The sequence below is a fragment of the Sphingosinicella humi genome (assembly GCF_003129465.1).
In the GTDB taxonomy this organism is placed as follows: Bacteria; Pseudomonadota; Alphaproteobacteria; order Sphingomonadales; family Sphingomonadaceae; genus Allosphingosinicella; species Allosphingosinicella humi.
The window spans coordinates 1195890-1215556 of record NZ_QFFF01000001.1; the positions used below are offsets into that span (position 1 = coordinate 1195890).

Consider the following 19667-nt stretch of genomic DNA (forward strand, 5'->3'; position numbering starts at 1 on the left):
GCTCTGCCAAGCGCGCTCGCCCGCTGCGCAGCCGAGCGCCCCCCTCTCCCCAACCCCTCCCCCACGAGGGGGGAGGGGCGAGGATCTCCATCGTACATCAGGCCAGCATCCCCAGCGGATTTTCGACCAGCCGCTTGAACGCCTGCATCAGCTTGGCGCCGTCGGCGCCGTCGATGGCGCGGTGGTCGAAGCTGCCGGTGGCGCTCATCACGGTGGCGATCTGGAGGCTGTCATTCACCACGTACGGCCGCTTCTCGCCGGCGCCGATCGCCATGATCATCGCCTGGGGCGGGTTGATCACCGCATCGAAAGCCTTGATGCCGAACATGCCCATGTTGGAGATGGACGCCGTGCCGCCCTGATATTCGTGGGGCTGGAGCTTGCCCTCCTTGGCGCGGCCGGCCAGGTCCTTCATCTCGGTGGCGATGGCGGACAAGGCCTTGGTGTCGGCGCCGACGATGATCGGCGTGATGAGGCCGTTCGGGATCGAGACGGCGACCGAAATGTCGGCGCGCTGGAACTTCAAGAGTTGGTCGCCCGCGAAGGAGACGTTGCACTCCGGCACTTCCATCAGCGACACGGCGAGCGCCTTGATCAGCATGTCGTTGACGCTGAGCTTTAAGCCCCGGCCCTTGAGGCTCTCGTTAAGCTCGCTCCGGAGCTTCAGCAGTGCGTCGAGCTGGATGTCGACGGTGAGGTAAATGTGCGGGATCTGCTGCTTCGACTCGGTGAGGCGGCGCGCGATCGTCTTACGCATGTTGGAAAGCTTGATCGCCTCGTGCGGAATTTCTGTCTCCAACGCTGCGACGGGAGCTGCTGCAGGGGTCGGCGCGGCTGCGGGAGCCGCTGCGGGCGCTGCCGCCTTCTTCGGCGCGCCGGTGGCGGCGTCGATGTCCGCCTTCACGATCCGGCCGCCGGGGCCGGAGCCGGTGAGGCTTGAAAGATCCACGCCCTTCTGCTCGGCCAGCCGCCGGGCGAGGGGGCTCGCCTTCACGCGATCGCCGGTGTCGGCCTTGGGAGCCGCTTGCGGAGCCGGCTTGGCTTCGGCCTTCGGAGTTGGCGCGGCTTCTTCCTTCGCCGGCTGACCCGCCCCCGTCTCGCCGCCTTCCTTGGCAACAGGTTCTTTCGCCGCCTTCGGCGCCTGTGCGGCCGCGCCGGCGTCTTCACCTTCGCCCGCGATGACGGCGATCACCTCGCCGACCTTCACGCCGTCCGTCCCCTCCGGCACCACGATTTTCGCGATCGTGCCCTCATCCACCGCCTCGAACTCCATCGTCGCCTTGTCCGTCTCGATCTCCGCCAGGAGATCGCCCGCAGAGACCGTGTCGCCCTCCTTGACCAGCCATTTGGCGAGCGTCCCCTCCTCCATCGTGGGGGACAAGGCGGGCATCTTAAGCTCGATGGGCATGGGAAGCGGCTTTCCTCTGCTGTGCGGGGCGCCCCGTCCAAACAGCAGCGGACGCGCGGGGTCAAGCCCGACCTTGGCGGCCGGCCTGCCGGGCAGTCGGCTGGAGCCTGCCCTTTGATGGACCCAGCCGCGGGGTTGCGCGATCCGCCGTTATGACGCACCGTCCCGTTTCGCAGGAGGGCTGATGCGGACCTATCTCGTGGTCATGGACGAAACGCGGGAATCGCGCGCGGCATTGCGCTATGCGGCGCGGCGGGCAGCGCGCACCGGCGGCGGGATCGAGCTGCTGGCCCTGATTCCGCCCCAGGAGTTCTCGCAATGGGGCGGCGTGCAGGCGGCGATGGAGGAGGAAGCCAAGCTGCGCGCCGAGGCGATGGTGGCGCAAGCCTCCGGCGCGATCGTCGAGGAGGCCGGCCTCACCCCTTCCATCACCGTCCGCCAAGGCGATTCGGTGAAAGCCGTCACCCAATTGCTCAAGGAGCGTGAGGATATCGCGGCGCTCGTCCTCGGCGCGGCGGCGGAAGGCGCGCCGGGGCCGCTCGTTAGCCACTTCTCCGGAGCGGCGGCGGGCAGCCTGCCTTGTCCGCTGGTGATCGTCCCCGGCCAGCTCAGCGACGAGGCGCTCGACCGGCTGAGCTAGCTCAGCCTTTCTCGCCCCGGGGCGCGCGCTTGCGCTTGTAGTGGCGAACCTTCCTGGCGGGATATTCCTTCACCACCACCTGCGGCTCGGCGCAGCAGCCCTGGGTGGTGACGGTCGTCTCGGTGATCGTCACGCCGCCCCAGCCATAGCCGTAGCCATAAGGAGGATAGCCGCCCTGGAAGCAGGCAGGAGGCGGATAAGGGCCGGGACCATAGGTCGCCTCACAGCTTCCGCCGTAAACATAGTCATAGGGGTCGTCGTCGTAGCCGTCGACATAGGTATAGTCGTCCGCGTCCGGGTAGAAGTCGCCATCGCCGACATAGACCGGCACCCCGCGCGGATCATAGGCCCAGGCTTCGCGGCGCTGGCCCCAATCGACGTCATGACGCACGTCGATGACACGGCCGTAGCGATCGACCAGCAGCGCCTGGTCATAATAGCGTAGCCAGCGCTGGTCCGGCGCGGGCGCGGCGAAGCCGTAGGCGTCCCACGCGCGCACATCGAACTGCGGGTCCATCCAATAAGGCGGCATGATGAAGCCTCGCTCGACCCGCGGCACCCGCGGGGCCACGGGCGCGGGAGGCGCGGTCCGCACCGCCACCGCTGGCGGCGGCATTGGAACGGATACCACGCGCGCCGGAGCAGGCGGAGCCGGGGCCGGAGCCACTCGTGCCGGCGGAGCGACCTGAGCCTGCGGCGCGGGTGTCGGCGCCGGGCGAACCGGGATAGGCGCCGGAGCGACCGGGCGCTGCCACGTCACCCCCGGCGGCGGCGAAGGCCGCGGGGGGGCCACGGGATTGACGGGAGGAGTCGCGGGGACTTCCAGCTCCACGTCCGGAACGTCCTGCCAAGGCTCGGGCGGCGCCACCGTCTGCGCCATCAGGCTCGCCGGGGCCAGCCCGGCCGCGGCCAAGGAAAGAATCGCCAGCTTCGTCATCCTCGCGTCCCCTGCTTGTGCGAAGCCGCCCCCGCGGGCGCGCGAGGAGCAGTTTACACTTTTTTAAAGGGAAGCGGTCGCCTTTGTCGCGCCGGCCAGTCGCGGCGCGAGCATCCGTACCACTTTGACACAGCCTTCGAGGTCCTCGGCGTCGAAACGGCCGGTGCGGGGGCTGTCGAGGTCGAGCACGCCGATCAGCCGTCCGTCATGCACGATCGGCACGACCAGCTCCGAAGCGGAGGCGCTGTCACAGGCGATATGGCCGGGAAAGGCGTTCACGTCCTCGACGCATTGCGGCTCCAGGGTCTCGGCGGCGGTGCCGCAGACGCCCTTGCCGAGGGGAATGCGGATGCAGGCCGGCCGGCCCTGGAACGGCCCGAGCACCAGCTCACCATCGACAGCGCGATAGAAGCCCGCCCAGTTGAGGTCCGGGAGCCCCTCCCAGAGAAGCGCCGCCACGTTCGCCATATTGGCGATCGGATCCGGCTCGCCGGCCGTCAGCGCGTCGGCCGCATCGTGAAGCTGGTGGTAGAGCTCGCTCTTGTCCGAGGCGGCGATCTTGAAATCGAACACTTTTCCAATCTCCACGCGATGAGGATCAGTCCAGCCTCGGCCTGGCGCGAGCGGCCTTGACGGCGCCGCGCTTGGTCTTGGCATCCACCCGCTTCGCCTTGGCGGCGCGGCTGGCCTTGGTCTTGATCCGCTTGGGGGTCCGGATATGGGCCTTGGCGATCAGTTCCGCCAGCCTCGCCCGGGCATCCTCGCGATTTGCCTCCTGCGTGCGATAGCTGCGGGCGGTGATCACGACCTCCCCGGCCGAGTTCATGCGGCTCCCGGCCAGTTCCTTCAGGCGATTATAGGCGTAAGGCGACAGGCCGAGCTTGAACACGTCGCAGCGGAGCTGGACGGCGGTGGCGACCTTGTTGACATTCTGCCCGCCCGGCCCGCTGGCGGCGATGAAGCTTTCGCTCAGCGCTTCTTCCGGGATGCGGAAGGGTTCAGAGCTGGACATCGCCGAAACCGGCATTGACGAAGGTCGGCGGCAGCGGCGCGGTCGCCTCGATCGGCGCCTTTCCGTCGCGCTCGACGCGCAGCGACAGGGCATGGAGCAGCATCGGCCCTTTGCCGGCGCCATAGACGGGATCGCCCGCGATCGGAATCCCGATCCCATCGGCCGCATGGACTCGGAGCTGATGCGTGCGCCCGGTCTCGGGCGTGAAGACCACCACCGCCCGCCCGTCCCGCACTTCGGCCACCCGCCAGCGGGTGAGGGAAGGCCGCCCCTTAGGATCGTTCACCATCCTCCAGCCCTCCTCGGCGCTCGACACCTTGCCGAGCGGCATGTCGACCGTGCCCTCGCTCGCCTCCGGCACCCCGTCGAGCACTGCCACATAGGTCTTCGCCACCTTCTTCTCCTCGAAGGCGCGCTGGAAGCGCTTGTGCGCCTTGGGGTTGCGGGCGAGGAGCAGGCAGCCGGACGTGTCCCGGTCGAGCCGGTGGACGGGGAGCGGCTCGCGCCGGAAGCCGAAGCGGAAATGCTTCAGATAATCCTCAAAGCTCTCGCGCGTCCGCGTGCCCGGGTGGACTGCCAGGCCCGCCGGCTTGTCGATGACGATCGCCTCGCCGTCGATGAACAGGACATATTTGTCCCACATAGCCGCCTTGTCCTGCATGGCTTCCGCCCCTGCCACGGCTGTTGCAAGGGCGCAACGGAGGCCGCGGCGAAACCTGAAACAATGCCGTTTACGGCGAATTAACCTTTTAACTTCATTTATCGCGTGGTTAACCAAGGTTACCGGGTTCCATGGGCCTTTGGGTCGGAGCCGCGAGCGAGGGGGTAAACCTATGCGTGTGCTGCTGATTGAGGACGAGCCGACGACCGCCAAGAGCATCGAGCTGATGCTGAGCGCCGAAGGCTTCAACGTCTATACGACCGATCTGGGCGAAGAGGGCTTGGACCTCGGCAAGCTCTATGACTACGACATCATCTGCCTGGACCTGAACCTCCCGGACATGCACGGCTACGACGTGCTGAAGAAGCTGCGCACCGCCAAGGTCGGAACCCCGGTCCTGATTCTCTCGGGCGTCAGCGAGATGGATTCGAAGGTTCGCGCATTGGGCTTCGGCGCCGACGACTATGTCACCAAGCCTTTCCACCGCGACGAGCTGGTCGCTCGCATCCACGCGGTCGTGCGCCGCTCCAAGGGGCATAGCCAGTCGGTGATCAAGACCGGCAAGCTCGCCGTGAACCTCGACGCCAAGACGGTCGAGGTCGACAGCGCCCGCGTGCACCTCACCGGCAAGGAATATGCGATGCTGGAGCTGCTGTCGCTCCGCAAGGGCACGACCCTCACCAAGGAAATGTTTTTGAACCATCTCTATGGCGGGATGGACGAGCCGGAGCTGAAGATCATCGACGTCTTCATCTGCAAGCTCCGCAAGAAGCTGTCGCTCGCCTGTAGCGGCGACAATTATATCGAGACCGTCTGGGGCCGCGGCTATGTGTTGCGCGATCCGGAGGAGGTCGAACAGGTTCAGGTCGCCTGATCGCCGCCTGAGTGTCCATCGCAGTGTTTGTGACGGCCGGCCCCGACGGGGCCGGCCTTCTTTTTGGGAGCCGCCAGCGCGTTCGTGCATTGGTGATCCGATCGCCATGACGAGCGGGACGCGTGATGACCTATTGCCTCGGAATGCTGCTCGATGCCGGCCTGGTGCTGATCGCCGACACGCGGACCAATGCGGGCGTCGACAATTTCTCCTGCTACAAGAAGCTGCACTGTCTCGCCGAAGGCCCGGACCGGCAGGTCTTCGCGGCGAGCTCGGGCAGCCTCTCGGTCAGCCAGTCGGTGATCGCCTTGCTGGAGGAGGGGCTCCCACCCGAGGATAAGGAGGAGGCGCCGCGCAGGCTTGCCGCCGTCACCTCCATGTTCCGGGCCGCTCAACTGGTCGGCGAAGCGGTCCAGATCATCAATCGCAAGGTGGGCGCCGCCCTGGAGGCGATCCACATCAACAGCTCGGTCTCCTTCCTGCTCGGAGGTCGGATAGGCGAGGAGTCGCCGCGGCTGTTCCTGATCTACGCGGCCGGCAACTTCATCGAATGCCAGCCCGATTCGCCGTTCCTCCAGATCGGCGAGACCAAATATGGCCGGCCGATCCTCGATCGCAGCGTCGATATGGAGATGCCGCTTCCCGACGCGGTGAAGATCGCCTTCCTTTCCTTCGATTCGGCCATGCGCTCCAATCTCGGCGTCGCCCGGCCGCTCGACATGGTGGTGATGGCGCGAGATCGATCGCTGCCGCTACTCACCCGCCGGATCGAGCCCGACGACGAATATTTCAACGACATGTCCTTGCGCTGGGCGCGCATGTTGCATCAGGCCACCCTGACCATTCCCGACCCGCCCTTCATGGTGGGCTATGGCGGCGAGGAACAGCAAAGAGGCAGAGGGGCCGCGTGAGCCGGGAACGCCTTACCGGCTGAGCGGCAGTTCCTTCTGGTCGGGTTCGAAGCGGCGCCAGCCGTCGGGGCCGAGCCGCTCCAGCGGGCGGAAATTGGCCTTGTAGGCCATGCGCTTGGCATCCTCGACCCAATAGCCGAGATAGACATAGGGAAGCCCGGCGCGGGCGGCGCGGGTGATGTGGTCGAGGATGATGTAGGTGCCGAGGCCGTGCCGTTCGTGATCCTCGGGCTCGAAGAAGCTGTAGATCATCGACAGTCCGTCGGCCTGCTGGTCGGTGAGGCAGGCGCCGACGAGCCGGCCGGGGCGGCCGCCCACCGACGGTTCGCGATATTCCACGACGTAGGTCTTGACCGGACTCTGCTCGACCATGTCGGAAAAATCGCTCTCGTCCATGTCGGCCATGCCGCCGCCGGGGTGGCGCGCCTTCAAATAGCGGCGGAGCAACTCATACTGCTCCTCGGTCGTCCAAGGCTTGCAGGCGGTGACCTCGAGATCGGCATGACGGCGCAGCATCTTGCGCTGGGTCGCGCTCGGCTGGAACTCGCCGGCGATGACGCGAACCGAGACGCAGGCCGAGCAGTCGGCGCAGCTCGGCCGATAGGCGACGCCCTGGCTGCGGCGGAAGCCGATCCGGCCGAGCGCGTCGTTCAACTCGGCGGCATGCTGGCCGCTCAGCTCCGTGAATACCTTCCGCTCGGTCTTGCCCGGCAAATAGGGGCATGGCGACGGCGTCGTCACGAAGAAACGGGGAAAGCGAAACGGTGCGCTCACTGACGCTCCACTAGGAAGAGATCAATGGTAACTGGAATCTTTATGCGCATTCCCGGTTCCGTTGGAAAGAGCGGGACTCGTCGGAATCTAAGTTAATCGACTCCCGTTTCACTCCGGGACGTGCGGTTTAGTGAATCTCAACGGGATGCAGCGTGAAGCCCGCCTCGCGCAAGCTGGTGACGAGACCCTCGAGGTGCGCGGCGTCCCGCGCTTCGCACTCGATGTCGATGAAGGCGTCCTTGGCCGGGAGCGAGGTAAACACGCGCTGGTGGTAGATCTCGACGATGTTGATCTGATGCTGCTCGAACAGTTTCACCACCGAGAAGAGCGCGCCGGGGCGGTCCTGAAGCTCAATCCGGAGGCGGGCCATGCGGCCGGAGCGGGCGAGATCGCGCAGCAGCACCGTGGCAAGCAGCCGCGTGTCGATATTGCCGCCGGTGAGGATGAGGCCGACGGTGCGGCCCTCGAAGCGCGCCTTATGGGTAAGCAGCGCCGCCAGCCCGGCCGCACCGGCGCCTTCGGCGACGGTCTTCTCGATCTGGAGGAGCAGGCTGACGGCCGTCTCGATGTCACGCTCGGGAACGAGGAGGATTTCGTCGACGAGGGTTTTGACGATGCCCGCGGTGAGCTTGCCCGGCGCCTTCACCGCGATCCCTTCGGCGATCGTGTCGCCCGCGGTCGGAAGATCGCAGCCGGTCACCTTGCAATACATGGAAGGATATAGCTGGGCCTCGACGCCGATGAGTTGGATGTCCGGCTTCATCGCCTTGGCCGCCGTTCCGACGCCCGAGATGAGGCCGCCGCCTCCGATCGGGACGACCAGCGTGTCGATCTCCGGCGCGTCCTCGATCATCTCCAGCGCCACGGTGCCTTGGCCGGCGATGATCTCAGGATCGTCGAAAGGATGGACGAAGGTCAGCCCCCGCTCTTCGGCGAGCTTCAGCGCATGGGCATAAGCTTCGTCGAACAGCTCGCCGTGCAGAACGATGGTGGCGCCATGCCCTTCCGTCTGCATCACCTTGATGGTGGGCGTCGGCCTCGGCATGACGATGGTGACGGGGACGCCGAGCCGCGCGCCATGATAGGCGACCGCCTGGGCATGATTGCCGGCCGAGGCGGCGATGACGCCGCGCGCGCGCTTCTCCTCGTCCATCAGCAGCAGCTTGTTGAGCGCCCCGCGCTCCTTGTAGGCGGCCGTGAACTGGAGATTTTCGAACTTCACATAGACCGTGGCGCCGGTCGCCTCGGAGAGGGTGCGGCTCAGCATCGTCGGGGTGCGCACCACCGCGCCTTCGATGCGCGCGGCGGCGGCCTTGATGTCTTCCAGGGTGACGGGACGGTGTTCGGTTTCTGCGCGCGCGGCCATGGCTCCGAGTAGACCATCTGGCGCGGCAGGCAAACACGCCTTATGCGTCCTCATCCATGGCAAGGATCGCTTTCATCGGATTGGGCGTGATGGGCGCGCCCATGGCCCGCCACCTCGCGGCCAAGGGGCATATGCTCACCGTCTACAACCGCAGCCCCGAAAAGGCGCGCGACTGGGTGAGCCGGCACGGCGGCAGCGCCGCCGCCACGCCCGCCGCGGCCGCGGCCGGGGTCGATGCCGTCATCTCATGCGTCGGCACCGACACGGACGTGGAGGCCATCACCCTCGGTCCCAACGGCGCCTTCAAGAACATGAGGGACGGCGCCCTCTTCATCGATCATACCACCGTCTCGGCGAAGATCGCCCGCCGCGTCGCCGACGAAGGCCGCAAGCGCGGCATCGCCTCGGTCGACGCGCCGGTGTCCGGCGGCCAGGCCGGGGCGGAGAACGGCCAGTTGTCGATCATGTGCGGCGGCACCGAAGCCGCCGTCGCCGCCGCCCAGCCGCTGATGCAGGCATATGCCGGCCGCATCGTCCATGTCGGGCCGGCGGGGGCGGGGCAGCTCACCAAGATGGTCAACCAGATCGCCATCGCCGGCGTCGTCCAGGGCCTGTCCGAGGCGCTCCATTTCGCCAAGGCGGCCGGGCTCGACACGGAAAAGGCGTTCGAGGCCGTGTCGGGCGGCGCGGCGCAGAGTTGGCAGATGGTCAATCGCTGGAAGACGATGGACGCGGGCGAGTTCGATTTCGGTTTCGCCGTCGATTGGATGCGCAAGGACCTCGGCCTCGCGCTGGAGGAGGCGCGGGCCAATGGCGCGCGGCTGCCGGTCGCGGCGCTCGTCGATCAATTCTACGCCGACGTCCAGGCGATGGGTGGCAGCCGGCAGGACACCTCTTCGCTTATCAGAAGGCTGACCGAATGAAGACGCTTCTGGCCGCGCTCGCGGCCCTGTTCCTGGCTCAGGCGGCGTCCGCCGATACGCTCATCGACAACGTCAACGGCTATACGCTGGACGAAGACAACAAGGTCGTCCGTTTCCGCGCCATGCTGATCGGCGACGATGGCCGGGTGAAGGACCTTCTCTCCGGCCGCGACAAGGATCCGAAGGGCGTCGACTTTCGGCTCGACGGCGAGGGGCGGACGCTGATCCCCGGCATCATCGACGCGCATGGCCATGTCATGGGCCTGGGCGTCGCGGCCCTCACCCTCGATCTCTCGGACACCAACTCGCTGCAGGAAGCGCAGGCGAAGATCGCCGCTTATGCCGCGGCCAATCCCCGCCCTCGCTGGATCGTCGGGCGCGGCTGGAACCAGGAGAAATGGGGCCTCGGCGGCTTTCCCACCGCCGCCGACATCGACGCCGTCGTCTCCGACCGGCCGGTCTGGCTGGAGCGCGTGGACGGCCACGCCGGCTGGGCGAACACGGCCGCCATGACGGAAGCCGGCATCACCGCCGAGACGGAATCGCCGCCGGGCGGCATCGTCGAGAAGGTCGACGGCAAGCCCTCGGGCATCTTCGTCGACGCCGCGTCCGAGCTGGTCGCCAAGGTCGTGCCGCCGCCGCTGCCGATCGTCCGGGACCGTGCATTCCTGGCGGCGCAGGAGGCTCTCCTCTCCGTCGGCATCACCGCCGTCGCCGACATGGGCACGAGCGCCGAGGACTGGGCGGTGATTCGCCGTGCCGGCGACCATGGCCGCCTGCGCATGCGCATCCTTTCCTATTCGTCCGGGCTGGAGCCGCTGCTCGCCGTGGCGGGCACCGAACCGACGCCCTGGCTCTACGAGAGCAAGCTCAGGATGGTCGGGGTCAAGCTCTACAGCGACGGCGCGCTGGGCTCGCGCGGGGCCTGGCTCAAGCAGCCTTATGCCGACGCGCCGGCCGAAAGTGGCCTCGGCTTTCTCTCCGACACGATGCTGCGCAACCTGATGAGCCGCGCCGCCATGGACGGCTTCCAGGTCGCGGTCCACGCGATCGGCGACGCCGCCAACGCCCAGCTGCTGGGCGCGATCGAGGAGCTGGCCGACACCTATGAAGGCGACCGCCGCTGGCGCGTCGAGCATGCCCAGATCGTCGATCCCGCCGACCTGCCCCGCTTCGCCGAGCACGGCATCATCGCCTCGATGCAGCCGGTCCACGAGGCGTCCGACTGGCGCATGGCCGAAGCGCGCATGGGCGTCGACCGGCTGAAGGGCGCCTATGCCTGGCGGAGCATGCTGGAAAAGGGCGTGCCGCTCGCCTTCGGCTCTGACTTCCCGGTCGAATCGCCCAATCCTTTCCCCGGCCTCGCCGTCGCCATCACGCGCGAGGACGCCCAGGGCCAGCCGCCCGGCGGCTGGATGCCCGAGCAGACGCTGATCCTGTCGGAGGCGCTCGCCGCCTTCACCACGGGTGCCGCCTATGCCGGCTTCGCCGAGGACCGGCTCGGCAGCCTTGAGAAGGGCAAGCTCGCCGACTTCATCTTCCTCGACCGCGACATCTTCCGCTCCACCCCTGAGCAGATCCGCGACACCCAGGTGCTCGAAACCTGGATCGGCGGGCGCAAGATGTGGGAGCGGGACTAGAGGAAGCGGGGGCGGATCAGCCGACCGTCTCGATCAGCCGGTCGGGCGTCAGTATCTGCGGCAGCATCTCGGGCGCCTCGCCCGGCGCATAATAAAGGTAGAGCGGCACGCCGCTACGGCCATGCTTGGCAAGGAAGCGCCCGATCGCCGGGTCGTTCCTCGTCCAGTCGCCAACGAGGACGGCGACGTCGCGCGCTTCGAACGCCTCCGCCACCTCCTGCCGCTCCAGCGCCACCTTCTCGTTCACCTTGCAGGTCACGCACCAGTCGGCCGTGAAATAGACGAACACCGGCTGGTCACCGGCCCTCAGCGCCTCCAGCCGCGCTTCGCTGAACGGCTCGGCCTCCAGCGTGGTTTCGGCGCGGGCGACGGCGGGCGCATGGGCGCTCGGCACGAAAATCACGGCTGCGAGGGCCGCCGCGGCGGCGGGCGCGAGCGGGAGCCAGGCACGGCCGCCGCCCTGGCGCCGCCCGACCCACCACAGACCCAGGCCCAGCACCAGCGTTGCCGCCAGCCCCAGCGCCATCCCGTCGACGCCCGACTGTCGCCCCAATATCCAGGCCAGCCCCAACGCGGTGAGGAACATCGGCAGCGACAGGATGCGCCGTAAGTGCCCCATCCACGGCCCCGGCTTCGGCAGCTTCCGGCGCAGCGCCGGAATGAAGCCGATGAGGATGAAGGGCAAAGCGAGCCCCAGCCCCAGTCCGGCGAAGACGGCCAGGGCCGCCAAGGTCGGCAGAACCAACGCCGCCCCAAGCGCCGCGCCCATGAAGGGCCCGGTGCAGGGAGTCGCGACGAATGCCGCCAGCGCCCCCGTCCAGAAGGCGCCGGCATTGCCGCCGCTCTTCGCCAGCCGGTTGCCGATGGCGAGCGAGGGCAGTTCGAAAAGGCCGGCCAGGTTGAGCGAAATGCCGGTCACCAGCAGCAGCAGGAAGAGGATGACACGCGGGTCCTGGAGCTGGAAGGCCCAGCCCACCGCGGCGCCGCCGGCCCGCAGTCCGAGCAGCGCTCCGCCCAGCAGCAGGCAGGTCAGCACCGCGCCGGCGGCATAAGCGAGCGCCTCGTGGCGCGCCGCCCTCTCGTCGCCGCCGATCTTGGCGAGGCTCAGCGCCTTGAGGCTGAGGATCGGAAACACGCAGGGCATGATGTTGAGCAGCAGCCCGCCGATCAACGCGCCCGCCAGCGCCGCGAGCAGCGCTCCGCCGCCGAAACTCTGTGCTTCCGCATCGAGCGCCACGCCCGCCGGCGGGACGGTGCCGGGCGTGGCGGTAAGCGCCAGCCCCTGTCCGCCGCCCAGCGCGAGCACGCCTTCGACGGCGCCGAGTGCGTCCTCGCGTCCCGCCGCAGTCTCGACGATGAGCGTATCGCCGCTGCGGCTGACGCTTTGCGGGGCGGCATAATCGACCGCGCCTTCGGTGGCCGGATAGAAATAGGCGTCGCCCACCTCCATCGAGGCCGGAATCGGCACGGCCAGCCGGAAGCGGCCGTCCGCCCGCTCGAACCGGGCCTCGCTGCCGAGCGGGCGCGGCAGGGCCTCGCGATAGGCGTCGAATTCGGCGCGCCGCTCCGGCACCCCGCCCGCTTCGCCGACCGTCAGATCGAGCGCGACGTTCGCCCTTTGCGGTACGCAGATCTCATCGGTGCAGGCGAGATAGTCGAGGCGGGCGCGGAGCGGCAGCGGCGTGCCGGGCGTCAGCCCCTCCGGCACATCCAGCTCGACCAGCTGGGCATAGGGTCCTTCATAGACATAGTTCATGAGGCCCGCGATCGTCAGCCGCTCCGGCACCGGGAACTGGAGCGGCCCCGCCGTCACGCCCTGGGGCAAGGTCCATTCGGCACTCGGCGGAACGCCGGCATCGCCCGGATTCTGCCAATAGCCGTGCCAGCCCTCCTTCGGCGTCATCACGAAGGCGAGCGTCACGGTCTCGCCCGCCGCCGGCGTGGAATCTTCCGCCACCAGCCGCACCGCGATGGCATTCTCGCCCGCCGGCAACTGGGCCGCGGCCCCCGAGCCGATCAGCACCGCCACCCATGCCGCCAGCATGAGACCCAGGGATCGCAGAGAAGCCGCTTGCCGATTCATGCTGCGCCTATAGCATCGCCGCGCCGTTTCATCATGTCTTGCGGAAATCTCGCGATGACGCACTTCCCCGCCCCCGTCATCCCGGCGAAAGCCGGGACCCAAGAACATCGAAGCTCGAGGGCTAAGCAACTCGGCCGGGTCGGCGCTTCTATTTGCAAGCCGTGTTCTTGGGTCCCGGCTTTCGCCGGGATGACGTGGCGTTACCGCGCGTCGAACCGCTTAATGTCCGGTCCCAGGCGATTCCCCTCGACCTGGATCGAATCGCCGCTTTTGTCGGCGACGAAGCTGGTGCGGCGGTCGATGCCCGGCGCGATCGAGGCGATGTTGCCGGTGATGGAGAGACCGTCGGAGCTGTTCCCGGCGCCTTCCGGCGCGACCATGATGAAGGCGCTGTAATTCTCCTTGTCCTGGCCCTGGACGAAGGTGTTGCCGGCGATCCTGCCCGTGGCACCATTCGGCAGGTCGATCATGTAGTTGGTCGAGCGCCCGCGCGTGTCGTCGAAGCTGGAATCCATGATCTCGACGCTTGGCGCCCGGCTCTTCACATAATGGCCGCCGGTGCCGCGTTCGAAGCGCGATCGGGTGACGATCAGCCGGCCATAATCGCCGATATAGATGGAATGGGAGCAGCCGTGCCCGTCCTCGCACCCGCCCAGGCCCGAGAAGGTCGATCGATCGATGCGGATCGCTCCGGACGGGTCGCTGGCGGACAAGATGCCCTGCTCGCTGTTGCGGAACAGCGTCTCGGAGACGCTGAGATCGCCTCGCTCGATACGGATGCCGGCACCGTTGCGGTCGGCGACACGCATGTTCTGGAAAGTGAGCCCCTCGACCCGCGCAGCCCGGCCGCCCAGCACCAGGGCCGCCTTGCCCTCGCAGATGCCGCCGTCGAACACGACGGTGCCCGGCTCGCGCGCCACATAGGCGACCGTTCCTGCCGCCTGCACCGCGCATTCGCGATAGGTGCCGGGCGCGATCAGGATCGTCCCGCTGCCGCCGGCGATCGAATCAACCGCGTCCTGGAGACTTGGATAGCCGCGTCCCTGCTCCTGCACGACGAACGACGCCGTGGCGGGTTGGGCGACGGCCGTGCCGGCCAGAAGGGCGAGGGCGATCGGAGCGAGGACATGTCTCATTCGTCTCGGGTGACTCACGCGAGCACGGGAGTCGATGGCGAATGAAGGTAAATGACGGCGCTGCCCCAAGGCGGGACGGATAGGGCAAAGGTTATGCGGAGCCCGTCTCGGAGCGCCACCCGGCGGATCGTTCGAGCAAATCGATCCCCTGGATCGATTTGCTCGAATGATGGTCGGGGCGACTGGATTCGAACCAGCGACCCCCACACCCCCAGTGTGATGCGCTACCAGGCTGCGCTACGCCCCGACCAGAGGGGCGCATCTAGGATGCCGCGGCGTCCATGGCAAGCGCCGCCGACGCTCACCGGCACGACCGCTGCCGATCAGATCGCGGGATAGCGTAGGCGACCGAGGAAGCGGCTGAGGCTGGGGAGGCGCTCGCGGCTGCCGCGCCAGCTCGCCTTGAACTTCTCGAAACGCATCACGTCGTCGATGCGGCGGTCGAGAAAGCCGCGAGTCTCGCGCAGATTCTCGCTGTCGTCGTCCAAATAGACGAGCATGGTCGACGTATAGAGGGCCGAAAGGATGCCGCGCTTGCTATAATGGTTGAAGTCGGTCGAGGTGTCGCCCGCGATGCGCCACATCCGATCGGCTGCGCGCCAGGCGAGCTTCGCGGCCGTCATCGCGTTTTGAGGCTGGGCGAGAATGGCAAAGGCGCGGCGCAGCGCCTCCTTGTGCGGATGGACGACCTCGATGCGGTAGGTCACGAGATCGCGGATCCGCTCGCGAATCTTGAGCTTCGAGATGCGCTCCAGCGGCCAGGCCTTGGCCATGGCGCGGTCGATCGCATCGAACCAGGCATCGATCATCTCCACCGCGCCGCCGGGGAAGCAGAGCTTCGCCCGCTCGGCCGGAATGCCAAGCTCGGCGGCGGCCATGGCCAGCGCCTGGTCGCTCCAGCCGTCGAAGGCGGCATGAGCGGGTATCAGAGGCGCCAGGGCGGCGCGCAGCTCGTCCAGGGTCATCTCGCCCGGGGGAATGGGGGCTTGGGTCATCCGGCGTCTCCGATCGCGCCCTACATGTGTCTCGGGACGCTGCGATACAAGTTCATTCCGCCTTCGACTCGCGCGCCGGCAGCCGGATCAGCACCAGGGCGACGCAGATGAGCAGAGCGCCGAACAGGTCGGTGGCGCTGAGGCGCTCGTCATAGGCGAGCCAGCCGATCAGCGCCGTCACCGCCGGCTGGGTGAGCAGGGCAATGCCGACGATAACGGGGCTGAGGTGACCCATGGCGTAGACGAGCAGGCCCTGGCCGATCACTTGGCTGCTGATCGACAGGAAGACCAGCGGCGCCCAGTTTTCCGGCATCACCGTCTCTCCCAGCGCCAGGGCGAAGAGGAGCATGGGCAGTGCGGCCGTCGTCGTCGCCAGGGCGAGTACCTGCATCGGCCCCAGCCGCTTTCGCGCCCGATCGATCACCACCAGGTAGAGGAAATAGAAGAAGCCGGCGAGGATCGCGAACAGGTCTCCGGCAAAATGGCGCGGCGAAAGCTCGTAGCTGTTGCCCAGCATGAGGGCGGTTCCGACGACGGCGAGTGCGAAGGCGCCCGCCTGCATCGCCTTCGGCAGCGTCCGCATCATGATGAACCCGTAGAGGGCGAAGAGGAAGCTGGACGAATTGCCGAACAGGGTGGCGTTGGCGAGCTTGGTGCGCAGGATCCCGTAATGCCAGGCGGCGAGATCGGCGGCGAAGAACAGGCCGCCGAGGATGACCATCACGACGATGCCCCATTCCGGGCGGGCGCGGCGTCCGGGGCCGTGCCACGCCAGCACGAGCAGCAGCGGAACGGCGAGCGCCAGCCTCCAGAACCCCGCCGCCACAGGGCCGACGTCGGCGAGCCGGACCATCCAGGGCCCCAGCGCCAGGAACAGGTTGGCGACGATCAGTGCCGCAAAGGCATGGCGCCCGGCACGGCTGGCGGAGGAGTCGGTCGGGTGGGGCATGGCGATCAGGGGCCGCTAGGCCCCGCCCCTCGTCGCCGTCAAGCAATGGCTCGGAAATGGGCGCCGACGTTGATCATCACCAGCGCGGCGCGGGCGGCCTCCCCGCCCTTGTCCTTGTCGTCGGGGCGGGCGCGGGCCAGCGCCTGGGCCTCATCCTCGACCGTCAAGATGCCGTTGCCGATGGCGAGGCCGTCGAGGCTGAGCGCCATCAGTCCGCGCGCGCTTTCGCCGGCGACGATCTCGAAATGATATGTCTCGCCGCGAATGACCACCCCAAGGGCGACATAGCCGTCATAGCGGCCCGTCTCGGCGGCGCGCGCGATCGCGCCCGGCACTTCGAGCGCGCCTGGCACCGTCATCACCTCGACCTCATGGCCCCTCAGCGCCGCGCGGGCACCCTCGAGCAGGAAGTCGTTCAGATGATCGTAGAAGCGCGCCTCGACGATAAGGATCCGGGCCATGCTCAGGCCTCGCCCGACGGGATCGGCCGCTCGCCGACGATCGACAGGCCGTAGCCGTCAAGCGCCACCGGCGTATGGTGGGTGTTGGTGAGGAGAATCATCTCCTGCACCCCCAGCGCCGACAGGATCTGGGCGCCGACGCCATAGTCGCGGAGCTGCTCGGCGCCGCCGGCGCTCTTTCCCGCGCGGTGGTTGAGGGCGGTGGAAAGGGCGTTCGGCATCGGGCGGTTGATGACGACGATCACGCCCGAGCCTTCCTCCCCGATGATCTTCATCGCGCCTTCGAGCAGGCCGCCGCGCTGTCCCGCCTCGGCAAAGGCGTCGGAGAAGAGGCTGAGCGCGTGCATGCGGACCAAAGTCGGCGTGTCGGGGTCGATATGGCCCTTGACCAACGCCACCTGCTCATTGCCGAGCGCCTTGTTGAGGAAGCTCTTCGCCGTCCAGGTCCCGCCCCAGCGGCTCTCGAACCGCGCCTCGGCAGTCTGCTCGACGAGATGGTCCTTCTTCAGGCGATAGGCGATGAGATCGCGGATCGTGCCGATCTTGAGGCCGTGAAGCTGGGCGAAGGCGATAAGGTCGTCCATGCGGGCCATGGTGCCGTCCTCGCGCATGATCTCGCAGATCACGCCGGACGGGTTCAGCCCGGCGAGCCGCGCCACATCCACCGCAGCCTCGGTATGGCCGGCGCGGATCAGCACGCCGCCCTCCTTCGCCACCAGCGGGAAGACGTGGCCGGGCGTGACGATATGCTCCGGACCCTTGGAGGCATCGATGGCCACCGAGATGGTGCGCGCGCGGTCGGCGGCGGAGATGCCGGTGGTGACACCGTCGCGCGCTTCGATCGACGTCGTGAAAGCGGTTTCGTGCCGCGTGCCGTTGTGACGGCTCATCAGCCCGAGGCCGAGTTGCTCGACCCGCGCCTTCGACAGCGCCAGGCAGATGAGACCGCGCCCATGCTTGGCCATGAAGTTGATGGCGTCCGGAGTCGCCATTTGCGCGGGGATGACGAGGTCGCCTTCATTCTCCCGGTCGTCGTCGTCGACCAGGATGAACATGCGGCCGTTGCGCGCCTCATCGATGATCTGCTCCGGAGTCGCCATCACGCCCCGGCTGCCGCTGGCGAGGAACTTCTCCAGCTTCACCAGCGTGTCGGCGGTGGGGTTCCAGTCGATATCGCCAAGCTTCCTCAGCGAGTTGGGATGAAGGCCGGCGGCGCGGGCGAGGCCGGCGCGCGACATCTCGCCGGATGTCACCAGTTCGCTCAGCCGATCGATCAATATCGTGCTCATGGCGCGCCGCTATCACACCGAAATGTGAGACGCCAACGGAAAATCACATCCGGCTGGCGCGGAGCTCCATCATCCTGCCGAGATAACGGGCGAGGATGTCGATCTCGATATTGACCTTGGCGCCTTCGCGCAGGCCACCCAGCGTGGTCTGCGCGGCTGTGTGAGGAATGATGTTGACGGTGAAGCGCGCCCCGTTGGAGAGATTCTCGACTTCGTTGACCGTCAGCGACACGCCGTCGATCGACACCGAACCCTTGGCCGCGAGGTAGGGCGCGACTTCATCGCCGGCGATGAAAGTGATTCGGGTGGAGCCGCCCGCCTCCATGACCGAGTCGACCTCGCCGAGGCCATCGACATGGCCGGTGACGATATGGCCGCCCAGTTCGTCGCCGACCTTCAGCGCCCGCTCGAGATTGAGCGGCCGCCCTTCCGCCCACATGTCGGGCACCGTCCGGCTCAGCGTCTCGCCGGAAATGTCGACCGCGAACCAATTCTCGCCCTTGTCGACCACCGTCAGGCAGACGCCCGAACAGGCGATGGACGCGCCGAGATCGACGTCCGCCATGTCATAGCCGCAGCCGATCCGGGCGCGCAGATCGCCGCGCGTCTCGACGGCCTCGATCCGGCCGATATCGGTGATGATCCCGGTAAACATCAGTCGCGCTGCCGCTCGTAGACTTCGAGGCGGTCGATGCCAAGCGGGCGCGTGTCCGAAAGGGTCCATCGGCGGTGGGCGGCGGCGAGACTGTCGAGGCCGATATAGCCGAGCGCCGACTTGCCCTCGCCGATCAACAGCGGCGCGCGGTAGATGAGCATGCGGTCGATGAGGTCGGCGGTGAGGAAGGCCGAGGCCGCACCGGAGCCGCCCTCGACCAGCAGGTCGTTGACGTCGCTAAGAGTGTAGACGTCCTCCGGGCTCTGAAGGCGGGTCCAGCCTTCGATGGTCTCGCCGCGCGTCAGGATGGCGCGGCGGGGGGAGCGGTCCTCCAGTCCCGGCAGACGGACGTCGAGACGCGGCTTGTCCGCTTCATAGGTGCCGCGACCGACCAGGATCATGTCGGAGCGGGCGCGAAGGCCGTGGACATGGGCGCGGGCGTCCTCGGCGGTGATCCAGCGGCTTTCGCCCGAGGCCAGCGCGATCTTGCCGTCAATCGACAGGGCCAGCTTCAAGGTAATGAAGGGACGGCCCTGCCGCTGCCGCATGAGGAACCCTTCCAGCGAGCGCCCTGCCGTCGTCTCCTCCACGCCCGCAGTCACCGGGATTCCGGCCGACCGCAGCCGTTCGAGACCTCGCCCGTTCGTGCGGCGGTCCGGATCGCCGACCGCCACGACCGCGCGAGCTATGCCTGCTTCCGCCAGGGAGTCGGCGCAGGCGGGGCCGCGCTGGCTCTTATGGGCGCAGGGCTCGAGGGTGACATAGGCGGTCGCGCCCCGCGCTTCCGCTCCGGCCTCGGCCAGGGCGACCGCCTCGGCATGGGGGCGCCCGCCCGGCTGGGTCCAGCCGCGCCCGACAATACGCCCGTCCTTCACCAGCAGGCAGCCGACATGAGGATTGGGCGCGGTCCGGCCCCGGCCGCGCTCGCCGAGCGAGACAGCCGCGGCCATCCA

At 67.7% G+C, this 19667-nt stretch carries 20 protein-coding genes and 1 tRNA gene; 5 read left to right on the forward strand and 16 right to left on the reverse strand.

Annotated features, from left to right (window positions below):
• Positions 1-97: 97 nt before the first annotated feature.
• Entirely contained in the window at positions 98-1408 is a 1311-nt protein-coding gene (locus tag DF286_RS05830) for a pyruvate dehydrogenase complex dihydrolipoamide acetyltransferase (RefSeq protein WP_109270577.1), read from the reverse strand.
• A 184-nt stretch (positions 1409-1592) separates the two neighbouring features.
• Here DF286_RS05830 and DF286_RS05835 point away from each other — a divergent pair, with 184 nt between their 5' ends.
• Positions 1593-2048 (forward strand): universal stress protein, encoded by a 456-nt coding sequence (locus DF286_RS05835; protein ID WP_109270578.1) that lies wholly within the window; start codon positions 1593-1595, stop codon positions 2046-2048.
• Between the two features lies 1 nt (position 2049).
• On the opposite strand, the gene DF286_RS05840 is transcribed toward DF286_RS05835, so the two are convergent.
• From DF286_RS05840 to DF286_RS05855, 4 genes are all read right to left on the reverse strand, one after another.
• The gene (locus tag DF286_RS05840) at positions 2050-2985 is read right to left on the reverse strand and encodes an RcnB family protein (RefSeq protein ID WP_146193570.1); all 936 of its coding nucleotides are present in this window, start codon (positions 2983-2985) and stop codon (positions 2050-2052) included.
• Positions 2986-3048: 63 nt separating this feature from the next.
• Positions 3049-3558: a GAF domain-containing protein gene (locus DF286_RS05845; RefSeq protein WP_109270580.1), complete on the reverse strand. Its 510-nt coding sequence runs from the start codon at positions 3556-3558 to the stop codon at positions 3049-3051.
• A gap of 25 nt (positions 3559-3583) precedes the next feature.
• Positions 3584-3997 carry an alternative ribosome rescue aminoacyl-tRNA hydrolase ArfB gene (gene arfB, locus DF286_RS05850; RefSeq protein WP_109272041.1) on the reverse strand — a complete coding sequence of 138 codons (414 nt, stop codon included), beginning with the start codon at positions 3995-3997 and terminating at the stop codon, positions 3584-3586.
• Complete coding sequence (locus DF286_RS05855; protein WP_243444736.1) at positions 3984-4658, reverse strand: RluA family pseudouridine synthase; 675 nt, start codon at positions 4656-4658, stop codon at positions 3984-3986. Before DF286_RS05855 ends, arfB begins: the two co-directional genes overlap by 14 nt.
• Before the next feature lie 172 nt (positions 4659-4830).
• Between DF286_RS05855 and ctrA the strand changes: the two genes are divergently transcribed.
• Positions 4831-5532: a response regulator transcription factor CtrA gene (gene ctrA, locus DF286_RS05860; RefSeq protein WP_109270581.1), complete on the forward strand. Its 702-nt coding sequence runs from the start codon at positions 4831-4833 to the stop codon at positions 5530-5532.
• Positions 5533-5657: 125 nt separating this feature from the next.
• Positions 5658-6443, forward strand: a complete 786-nt coding sequence (locus DF286_RS05865; RefSeq protein WP_109270582.1) for a proteasome-type protease — start codon at positions 5658-5660, stop codon at positions 6441-6443.
• Between the two features lie 12 nt (positions 6444-6455).
• Here DF286_RS05865 and DF286_RS05870 read toward each other — a convergent pair whose 3' ends face one another.
• Both DF286_RS05870 and DF286_RS05875 read right to left on the reverse strand, forming a co-directional pair.
• A complete protein-coding gene (locus DF286_RS05870; protein WP_109270583.1) occupies positions 6456-7217 on the reverse strand; it encodes an arginyltransferase in 762 nt (253 codons plus the stop codon).
• 127 nt (positions 7218-7344) lie between these two features.
• Positions 7345-8583: a threonine ammonia-lyase gene (locus tag DF286_RS05875; protein WP_109270584.1), complete on the reverse strand. Its 1239-nt coding sequence runs from the start codon at positions 8581-8583 to the stop codon at positions 7345-7347.
• A 56-nt stretch (positions 8584-8639) separates the two neighbouring features.
• Here DF286_RS05875 and DF286_RS05880 point away from each other — a divergent pair, with 56 nt between their 5' ends.
• On the forward strand, positions 8640-9506 hold the full coding sequence (locus tag DF286_RS05880; protein WP_109270585.1) for an NAD(P)-dependent oxidoreductase: 867 nt from the start codon (positions 8640-8642) through the stop codon (positions 9504-9506).
• Positions 9503-11146, forward strand: a complete 1644-nt coding sequence (locus DF286_RS05885; protein ID WP_109270586.1) for an amidohydrolase — start codon at positions 9503-9505, stop codon at positions 11144-11146. The genes DF286_RS05880 and DF286_RS05885 overlap by 4 nt, the downstream gene beginning before the upstream one ends.
• Positions 11147-11162: 16 nt before the next feature.
• Here DF286_RS05885 and DF286_RS05890 read toward each other — a convergent pair whose 3' ends face one another.
• The 9 genes from DF286_RS05890 to ribD form a co-directional block, all read right to left on the reverse strand.
• Positions 11163-13229, reverse strand: coding sequence for a protein-disulfide reductase DsbD family protein (locus DF286_RS05890; RefSeq protein WP_243444737.1), 2067 nt, complete (start codon positions 13227-13229; stop codon positions 11163-11165).
• Positions 13230-13429: 200 nt separating this feature from the next.
• Complete coding sequence (locus DF286_RS05895; RefSeq protein ID WP_109270587.1) at positions 13430-14365, reverse strand: right-handed parallel beta-helix repeat-containing protein; 936 nt, start codon at positions 14363-14365, stop codon at positions 13430-13432.
• A gap of 170 nt (positions 14366-14535) precedes the next feature.
• Positions 14536-14612, reverse strand: a tRNA-Pro gene (locus tag DF286_RS05900).
• A gap of 76 nt (positions 14613-14688) precedes the next feature.
• Positions 14689-15360, reverse strand: coding sequence for a COQ9 family protein (locus tag DF286_RS05905; protein WP_109270588.1), 672 nt, complete (start codon positions 15358-15360; stop codon positions 14689-14691).
• Positions 15361-15412: 52 nt separating this feature from the next.
• Positions 15413-16309 carry a DMT family transporter gene (locus DF286_RS05910; protein WP_109270589.1) on the reverse strand — a complete coding sequence of 299 codons (897 nt, stop codon included), beginning with the start codon at positions 16307-16309 and terminating at the stop codon, positions 15413-15415.
• A gap of 38 nt (positions 16310-16347) precedes the next feature.
• Positions 16348-16770, reverse strand: a complete 423-nt coding sequence (gene ribH / locus DF286_RS05915; RefSeq protein WP_109270590.1) for a 6,7-dimethyl-8-ribityllumazine synthase — start codon at positions 16768-16770, stop codon at positions 16348-16350.
• 2 nt (positions 16771-16772) lie between these two features.
• Positions 16773-18059 (reverse strand): 3,4-dihydroxy-2-butanone-4-phosphate synthase, encoded by a 1287-nt coding sequence (gene ribB, locus DF286_RS05920; protein ID WP_109270591.1) that lies wholly within the window; start codon positions 18057-18059, stop codon positions 16773-16775.
• A gap of 43 nt (positions 18060-18102) precedes the next feature.
• Positions 18103-18714: a riboflavin synthase gene (locus tag DF286_RS05925; RefSeq protein ID WP_109270592.1), complete on the reverse strand. Its 612-nt coding sequence runs from the start codon at positions 18712-18714 to the stop codon at positions 18103-18105.
• Positions 18714-19664, reverse strand: a complete 951-nt coding sequence (gene ribD / locus DF286_RS05930) for a bifunctional diaminohydroxyphosphoribosylaminopyrimidine deaminase/5-amino-6-(5-phosphoribosylamino)uracil reductase RibD (RefSeq protein WP_109270593.1) — start codon at positions 19662-19664, stop codon at positions 18714-18716. Before ribD ends, DF286_RS05925 begins: the two co-directional genes overlap by 1 nt.
• Positions 19665-19667: the final 3 nt, after the last annotated feature.

What these genes read in the sequence shown, in the direction of transcription:
- DF286_RS05835 (WP_109270578.1), top strand. Translation starts at nt 1,593, where the DNA reads ATGCGGACCTATCTCGTGGTCATGGACGAAACGCGGGAATCGCGCGCG.
- DF286_RS05890 (WP_243444737.1), bottom strand. Translation starts at nt 13,229, where the DNA reads ATGAATCGGCAAGCGGCTTCTCTGCGATCCCTGGGTCTCATGCTGGCG.
- ribH (WP_109270590.1), bottom strand. Translation starts at nt 16,770, where the DNA reads ATGGCCCGGATCCTTATCGTCGAGGCGCGCTTCTACGATCATCTGAAC.
- ribB (WP_109270591.1), bottom strand. Translation starts at nt 18,059, where the DNA reads ATGAGCACGATATTGATCGATCGGCTGAGCGAACTGGTGACATCCGGC.
- ribD (WP_109270593.1), bottom strand. Translation starts at nt 19,664, where the DNA reads ATGGCCGCGGCTGTCTCGCTCGGCGAGCGCGGCCGGGGCCGGACCGCG.
- DF286_RS05855 (WP_243444736.1), bottom strand. Translation starts at nt 4,658, where the DNA reads ATGCAGGACAAGGCGGCTATGTGGGACAAATATGTCCTGTTCATCGAC.
- DF286_RS05840 (WP_146193570.1), bottom strand. Translation starts at nt 2,985, where the DNA reads ATGACGAAGCTGGCGATTCTTTCCTTGGCCGCGGCCGGGCTGGCCCCG.
- arfB (WP_109272041.1), bottom strand. Translation starts at nt 3,997, where the DNA reads ATGTCCAGCTCTGAACCCTTCCGCATCCCGGAAGAAGCGCTGAGCGAA.
- DF286_RS05910 (WP_109270589.1), bottom strand. Translation starts at nt 16,309, where the DNA reads ATGCCCCACCCGACCGACTCCTCCGCCAGCCGTGCCGGGCGCCATGCC.
- DF286_RS05895 (WP_109270587.1), bottom strand. Translation starts at nt 14,365, where the DNA reads ATGAGACATGTCCTCGCTCCGATCGCCCTCGCCCTTCTGGCCGGCACG.
- DF286_RS05830 (WP_109270577.1), bottom strand. Translation starts at nt 1,408, where the DNA reads ATGCCCATCGAGCTTAAGATGCCCGCCTTGTCCCCCACGATGGAGGAG.
- DF286_RS05925 (WP_109270592.1), bottom strand. Translation starts at nt 18,714, where the DNA reads ATGTTTACCGGGATCATCACCGATATCGGCCGGATCGAGGCCGTCGAG.
- DF286_RS05875 (WP_109270584.1), bottom strand. Translation starts at nt 8,583, where the DNA reads ATGGCCGCGCGCGCAGAAACCGAACACCGTCCCGTCACCCTGGAAGAC.
- DF286_RS05880 (WP_109270585.1), top strand. Translation starts at nt 8,640, where the DNA reads ATGGCAAGGATCGCTTTCATCGGATTGGGCGTGATGGGCGCGCCCATG.
- DF286_RS05905 (WP_109270588.1), bottom strand. Translation starts at nt 15,360, where the DNA reads ATGACCCAAGCCCCCATTCCCCCGGGCGAGATGACCCTGGACGAGCTG.
- DF286_RS05865 (WP_109270582.1), top strand. Translation starts at nt 5,658, where the DNA reads ATGACCTATTGCCTCGGAATGCTGCTCGATGCCGGCCTGGTGCTGATC.
- DF286_RS05885 (WP_109270586.1), top strand. Translation starts at nt 9,503, where the DNA reads ATGAAGACGCTTCTGGCCGCGCTCGCGGCCCTGTTCCTGGCTCAGGCG.
- ctrA (WP_109270581.1), top strand. Translation starts at nt 4,831, where the DNA reads ATGCGTGTGCTGCTGATTGAGGACGAGCCGACGACCGCCAAGAGCATC.